General features: G+C 37.5%; 9 protein-coding genes. 1 reads left to right on the top strand and 8 read right to left on the bottom strand.

Translation table 11 applies throughout. From position 1 onward, the window contains the following. The 7 genes from mnhG to RT445_RS22345 form a co-directional block, all read right to left on the bottom strand. On the bottom strand, positions 1-277 hold a 277-nt coding region (mnhG, locus tag RT445_RS22375; protein ID WP_313471596.1), incomplete at its 3' end, for a monovalent cation/H(+) antiporter subunit G. Continuing rightward, positions 261-542, bottom strand: coding sequence for a Na(+)/H(+) antiporter subunit F1 (locus RT445_RS22370; protein WP_054610630.1), 282 nt, complete (start codon positions 540-542; stop codon positions 261-263). The genes RT445_RS22370 and mnhG, both read right to left, overlap by 17 nt. Further along, the gene (locus RT445_RS22365) at positions 539-1,018 is read right to left on the bottom strand and encodes a Na+/H+ antiporter subunit E (RefSeq protein WP_274794224.1); all 480 of its coding nucleotides are present in this window, start codon (positions 1,016-1,018) and stop codon (positions 539-541) included. Before RT445_RS22365 ends, RT445_RS22370 begins: the two co-directional genes overlap by 4 nt. Positions 1,019-1,022: 4 nt before the next feature. Next, entirely contained in the window at positions 1,023-2,510 is a 1,488-nt protein-coding gene (locus tag RT445_RS22360; protein ID WP_312505818.1) for a Na+/H+ antiporter subunit D, read from the bottom strand. Beyond that, entirely contained in the window at positions 2,503-2,844 is a 342-nt protein-coding gene (locus RT445_RS22355) for a Na(+)/H(+) antiporter subunit C (protein ID WP_274794222.1), read from the bottom strand. Before RT445_RS22355 ends, RT445_RS22360 begins: the two co-directional genes overlap by 8 nt. Continuing rightward, positions 2,844-3,266, bottom strand: coding sequence for a Na(+)/H(+) antiporter subunit B (locus tag RT445_RS22350; RefSeq protein ID WP_274794221.1), 423 nt, complete (start codon positions 3,264-3,266; stop codon positions 2,844-2,846). Before RT445_RS22350 ends, RT445_RS22355 begins: the two co-directional genes overlap by 1 nt. Further along, a complete protein-coding gene (locus RT445_RS22345) occupies positions 3,253-5,664 on the bottom strand; it encodes a Na+/H+ antiporter subunit A (protein ID WP_312505816.1) in 2,412 nt (803 codons plus the stop codon). The genes RT445_RS22350 and RT445_RS22345 overlap by 14 nt, the downstream gene beginning before the upstream one ends. A 155-nt stretch (positions 5,665-5,819) precedes the next feature. On the opposite strand from RT445_RS22345, the gene RT445_RS22340 reads away from it, so the two are divergent. Beyond that, on the top strand, positions 5,820-6,383 hold the full coding sequence (locus RT445_RS22340) for a DUF5366 family protein (protein ID WP_274794219.1): 564 nt from the start codon (positions 5,820-5,822) through the stop codon (positions 6,381-6,383). A gap of 52 nt (positions 6,384-6,435) precedes the next feature. On the opposite strand, the gene RT445_RS22335 is transcribed toward RT445_RS22340, so the two are convergent. Then, the coding region (locus RT445_RS22335) for a penicillin-binding transpeptidase domain-containing protein (protein ID WP_313471592.1) at positions 6,436-6,928 on the bottom strand (493 nt) is incomplete at its 5' end.

Genomic DNA, 6,928 nt, shown 5'->3' with positions numbered 1-6,928 from the left:
AGGAGGAACGAGTCATAATATGTCCACCAACAGGTCCAGTAATGAAGAGGAATAGTATCCCCAGTAATATACGTGGATTGAAATGATCTTCAATCAGCCAAAAGTGAAAGAATACACCGATTAGTACACACATAACACCGAGTGTGGCACTTTTGGAAGCGGCATGGGCACGCGTATACAAATCAGGTAAGCGGATAAGTCCAATCGCTGTCACGACAATAAACAGTGCACCAACTGTAATGAAAAAGATAACTAAACTATTAGCGAGAATTGTCACGTTTAATGATATCTCCTTTCTCTATGAATTTAGAGAAGGCCACTGTACCGATAAACGATAAAATTGCTAGCAATAAAATAATCTCAAGGAAGAAGCTTGTTTCCACTAAGATTGAAAATAGGCCAATAAGGGAAATAAGTGATACACCAAGGGAATCTAAAGCTACAACACGGTCAGATGCTGAAGGGCCTTTTACCATTCGATATATGACAGCAATCATCGATAAGCAAATCACTACAATGACTGCAATAATAAATGTTGTCATGATTTACTCACCTCCAAAATTGCTTTCTCAAATGAATCTCGTATGGAAGCAATTGCTTCATCTACATCACTAATATCAATGGCATGTACATACAATGTTTTCGCATCATCTGAAACATGAACGACAACTGTTCCTGGCGTTAAAGTAATTAGACTTGATAGTAAAGTGATCTCCCAGTCCTGTGTTAGCACAGTAGGATATGCAAAAAAGGCTGGTTGCATATCCAATTTAGGTTTTAACACAACTTTCAAAACTTGCACATTGGCTAATATTAATTCTTTAAAGAACAGCAAAGTTAATTTTAGAAGGGCCCATAAACGGTAGACATAAAGTCGTGACTTGAAAAATCTCCGCATGATGATCAGTAAAATAATCCCCATTATAAACCCAATAATAAAGCCGGCTGCTGTGTAATTAGAGGAAAGGAACATCCATACAAAGGCAAGGACAAAGTTTAAAATCATTTGAAATGCCATAGTGTTAGTCCTCCTTCATTACAGCATCTATATAGATAGATGGATCATGTAATAGTTTTGCTGCATCGTCCATAAATGGTGTTACCCATTCGGAACCAACCCCGTATGCTACAGAAATAATCACTAAAAGGGCCGTAGGGATAAACAGCATTTTATAGTCTGCTTTGTTAATAGTGCCATGTGTGTTTTTCTCCTCACCCCAAAAGGCATAAAGGAAGATACGGATCACGGACAATAGCACGAGTAGTGAAGAGGCTAATATGAAAATACTGCTCCACATACTTCCAGCCTCAAAGCCACCTTGTACAATCAACAACTTTCCAACAAACCCGCTAAGTGGTGGTATACCAGCAAGACCAAAGGCTGCAATTAAATAACACCAACCAAGAGCAGGATATTTCTTCATGAGACCACCCATCTTACGCAAATCGGATGTACCAGTAATGTAGATGATAATACCAATTAACATAAAGAGCGCGGCCTTAATAAGCATATCGTGAATTAAATAGAAGATAGCCCCTTTTAATGAAACCTCGTTCATTTGGGAGACTCCAAATAAAATGACGCCGACTGCAATGACAATATTGTAGATAATAATGAGTTTGATATCAAAATAGGCTAAAGCCCCAATACAACCCGCAATAATAGTAGCGATAGCTAATGCCATTAGTAAATCATGCGTATAGGATAAATCGTGTACAAAGAACAGTGTATAGGTACGTGCAATAGCATAAACACCAACCTTTGTAAGCAGGGCACCGAATAGTGTTAATACCGGAATAGGTGCTGCTGCATACGAAGTAGGTAACCAAAAATAGAGTGGGAAAATAGCTGCTTTTAGTCCAAATACCATTAAAAATAGGACAGCAATAACTGTAATAATCCCTGGTTGATTGATATCAGCTATTTTGACGGCAATATCCGCCATATTTAATGTACCTACTACCGAATATAAAAAGGCAACGGTAATAACGAATAAGGCTGATGAAATAACATTAATTAAAATATACTTGATAGAGCCTTTCAGTTGGCCCTTTTCTCCACCTAGAACGATCAGTAAATAGGAAGACATGAGCAATACTTCAAAGAAAACGAACAGGTTAAAAATATCGCCTGTTGTAAAGGCTCCGTTTACCCCAGTTAAAATAAACATAATACCAGGATAATAAAAGAAGCGTTCACGCTCTTTAGTAATGGAACCAAAGCCATACCAAACAACAAAAAATGCAATAAGCAATGTCGTTGTGACGAGTAACGCGGATACCATATCAGAAACCATAGTAATCCCATAAGGAACTGGCCAGTCTCCGAAGGTAACTTTTTGAATACCATCATTTTTCACTTTAAAAAGTAGGGAAATGGCTGAAATAAAAGCAAGTCCAATTCCAAGTAATGAAATTGATCGTTGATACGTTATATTTTTTTGCCCAAACATTAAAATCATGCCAAAGAAAAACGGGATGATAATGGGCAGTAGTAGGAAGTTATTCATCCTCATCACTTCCTCTCATTAAGCTAATATCATCTGTATTTAGCTCCTGATAGGAACGATAGGCAAGTACCAGGAAGAAAGCTGTTACCCCAAAGCTTATAACAATAGCTGTTAAAATGAGTGCCTGAGGTAATGGATCTGCAAAAGTTTTAGATCCTTCAGTTAAAACGGGAGGTGCTTCCCCACCAAGACCACCCATTGTTAAGATTAGTAAATGGGCACCATGACTGAGCAGGCCCGTGCCTATAATAATACGTAATAAGCTTTTCGATAATAGTAAGTAGACAGCTGCCATAAAGAGAAAGCCGATCACAAAGGCCATAATTATTTCCATTATTCATCCTCCCCAATCGTTTGAATAATGGTCATCGTAACGCCGACAACAACCAAATAGACACCGCTATCAAAAAGCATAGCCGTGTGTAAGGACTGTTTGCCTAGAAGCGGTAAATCGAAATAATCAAAGAAATGAGTGAAAAACGGTTTCCCTACAAACATGGGAAATGCCGCTGTAGCAAGGGCTAAAAGTAAGCCAATTGCTGTTAGATACGTGTAATTAATAGGTAAAATATGACGAACTGTATTAATATCAAAGGCTAACACCAAAAGAACAATCGCGCTTGAAGTTAACAGTCCTCCAACAAAGCCTCCACCAGGAGTGTAGTGACCAGCTAAAAAGATATGAATGGAGAAGAAGAAAATAATGAAAAATACAATTTTAGCTGTAAATTGTATTATCACATCATTTGTTTTCATGTGTTTTCTCCTTTCTATTCATACGTAGCTTAATCATGGCTAAGATGGCCATACCGGCAATGCCTAGCACTGTAATTTCAAATAATGTATCGAAGCCACGGTAATCTACTAAAATTACGTTGACAATATTTCCACCACCAGCTTTTGAGTAAACGGTTTCCTCATAGTACTTAGAGATGGAAGGAATAAGTTTTTGTGAATGTGATGATAGTGCAACAAGCGTCACCATTACACCAACTGCAATGGAAACAACAGCTCGATTTAACTGAAATCTCATACGCTCTTCGCGTTTACCAAGCTTAGGTAGATGGTAAAACGCCAATAAAAATAGTGCTACAGAGATGGTTTCAATAACTAGCTGTGTTAGCGCTAAATCAGGCGCATTAAAAATGACAAAGAATAATGCAACTGTATATCCAACAGCACCAAGACCGATGATAGCTGTTAAACGAGATTTTGCCAGTATAGTAATAGCTGTTCCAATCAATAACACCAAGATTAAGATAATTTCATATGGCTTGATTGGTGAGGTCTCTTCGAATGAAATACTAAAGGCATCTTTTACAAAAAGAGAGCCGATGACAATAATAGCTATACCACTAAACATATATAGTAAGTAATGACGCATAGAGCCTGTCATATATAGTCGTGATAGACGGTTTAATCCAGTATCTAATCCCTGCATCATTTTGTCGTAAGCATTGTTGAGTGTGAATGCTTGTGGGAATCTTTGATACATTCCTTGCCATTTTGGTAAGGCTACAAATAACAGTACACCTATAATAACAATTCCAATAGTCATGAGTAGCTCAGGGTTAATGCCATGCCAAGCTTCTACATGTATATCAATCGCTTGAGGTGTATCATATAAAAATGGTTGAATGGCTTGAACAGCTGGCTTGACAAAGGTATTCCCGATAAAGTTCGGAATAAAGAATATTGTCACAACTAAAGCTGCTAAAAGTATAGGGGAAATTAACATCCCAATTGGCGCCTCATGTGGCTTATGAGGTAATTGTTCAGGCTTATAATTTCCATTGAATGTTTTGAAAACAAAATAAAAGCTATAAATAAATGTGAATATACTAGCAATCCAAGCGATAATAGGGAATAAAGCACCCCATGTATCAAAGCCGAAAAATTCAAACTTTTGAAGTGCAAGCATAGCAGTTAAAAACATTTCTTTACTTAGGAAGCCGTTAAATGGTGGAAGACCAGCCATTGATAAGCTCCCTATTGCCGCAACTGTAAAACTAATCGGCATAATACTCATTAGCCCACCAAGCTTACGAATATCTCGTGTACCTGTTTCATGATCGACAATACCGGCAATCATGAATAGACTACCTTTAAATGTAGCGTGGTTAATCAGGTGGAAGATAGCAGCAAATGCCGCAAATTTTATCGTATCTATGGATTCGCTAGAATGAAAGGCAACTGCACTTGCACCTAAGAGCGACATAATAAGACCAAGTTGACTTACTGTAGAGAATGCAAGGATACCTTTTAAATCCGTTTGCTTCACTGCAAAGAAGGAACCCCAGAATAATGTTAAGATACCGATACCCGTAACAAGCCACACCCATAGCTCTGAGGCTGCAAAAATCGGTGTAAATCGTGCAACTAAATAGATACCTGCTTTTACCATTGTTGCAGAGTGCAGATAGGCACTAACTGGTGTAGGCGCTTCCATTGCATCAGGTAGCCAAATATAGAATGGGAATTGTGCGGATTTTGTAAATGCTCCTAAGAGCAATAGAATAAGTGACCAAGTGAATAAAGGATGTTCTACTAAATTAGGTGCCATGGCAATCAATTCTCGGATTGAATAGGTCCCACCCATTAAATAAAGAAGAACGAAGCCACCTAGCATCATTAAGCCGCCACCAACCGTAATCATCATTGATTTGAGTGCGCCAAAACGAGAGGCATCACGAGTATACCAATAGCCAATGAGTAAAAATGACGAAATAGAGGTTAGTTCCCAAAAGAAATATAATGAAATTAAATGATCTGACTGTACTACTCCAAGCATGGCTGACATAAATAACAGTAAGTAAACATAAAAGTTATGTAATTTTTCTTTATGTTTATCTAAGTAAAAAATAGAGTAAAGTACGACTAACGAGCCAATTCCAGTAATAAGTAAAGAAAATAATAAGCTTAGTCCATCCAAATACGAGACGATGGAAATATCAAGCGATGGAATCCAAGGAAGCTCTGCAGTGAATACTTCCCCCTTAGACACTTGAGCAATATATGTTGCATAAATAACCGCAAGCGTAGCAGGTACAGCAAGCACAAACCAGCCTGTGTGAATATTTTTCATGCGTTTATATAATAATGGCACTAATATTGCAGCAAGCATTGGAATGAAAATATAAAGTACTTGTAACAAAAAAACCCTCCTTTATGCAGGTAAGTATATCAATTATAACGTACTTTAATTGGGAATGCATATGCACTAATGGGATTTAGCTTGCGGTCGTGGAAGAATTTTCGTTATATTATAAATAGGAAGTTATCAATAAAAATAGAGGAAAAAAATTTTTTATGAGGAATCCATATATCTATGGTTATTTACCATTAATTACAATTTTATTGTTTAGTTTGACATTTGGCATGTATGCTGTTGGCGAATCCTTACAGATTTTTCAATCGATTGGCGTTTATTCAGGTATGCGGGAATTTTTATCTGATTTTGAATTACGTGTATTTCTCCTTATCGTTTTCGCCATTGTTTTTTTTATGTTATTTTCTGCACTTAAACTAGTAGGGGAAACGATTCATGAGTTAGGTATGCTGTTCTTTTCTAAAGACAACGATGGAGCAACTGTTAGTCAGGCTCGAAGCGGCTATATTATCTTATTTATAGGTGCAATGTGTTCGGCATTTGCCATTCAATTTATTTATGTTTTAATAGGTATTTTTGTGATTACGGTGTTTACATACTTTATTTACCTTATCTATAAAATGAGCCAATTCATGTCAATGAGCAGCACAATCGGTCTATTAATCTTTGAGCTTTTTATGTGGACTATTCTTTTAACACTTGTTATTTATGTTGTGTTGAAACTATACAATGGTATTTTGGCAAGTTTGCCGTTTGCAAATTAGATACACATACTAAAAAGGGTAGCAGTCGCTTCAAGACTGCTACCTTTTAGTTCTACTCAAGTAAAACATTAAATAATTGATGATGGATTTTGTATTCCTCTAACTTTTGCATCGTTTGAGGCTTATCATACCCTAGCCATACAGCTGCAGTATATTCATCATTAAGTCCAGCAAGCCAGTAGTCACGATAGTCATTCGTTGTTCCAGTTTTTGCACCAACGTAGCTGCTGTTACTATAGACACCCTGTCCCGTTCCGTTTGCTACAACATCTGCAAGTAGTTCCCGCATGTATTTTACGGTTTTAGGAGACCAGATTTGATCGCGCTGTGTATCCCAACTATAAAGTTCTGTACCATCTAAAGCAGTGACTTTCCGTATGCTATGGGCTAGAGCATAAGATCCGTCAATAAAGCTTGTATATGCGTCTGCCAGCTCTAGTGCTGTCACACCATAGGTAAGCCCCCCTAAAGAAGCGGCAAAATTATGATCCTTTTCTACAATGGAGCGGAAGTGAAAACGGTCTAAGTAATGGAAGGCCGTTTCC

Source organism: Lysinibacillus sp. (assembly GCF_032093475.1).
In the GTDB taxonomy this organism is placed as follows: Bacteria; Bacillota; Bacilli; order Bacillales_A; family Planococcaceae; genus Lysinibacillus; species Lysinibacillus irui.
Note: the sequence above shows the minus strand (reverse complement) of the source record. Positions and strands in the feature narration are given on the sequence as shown.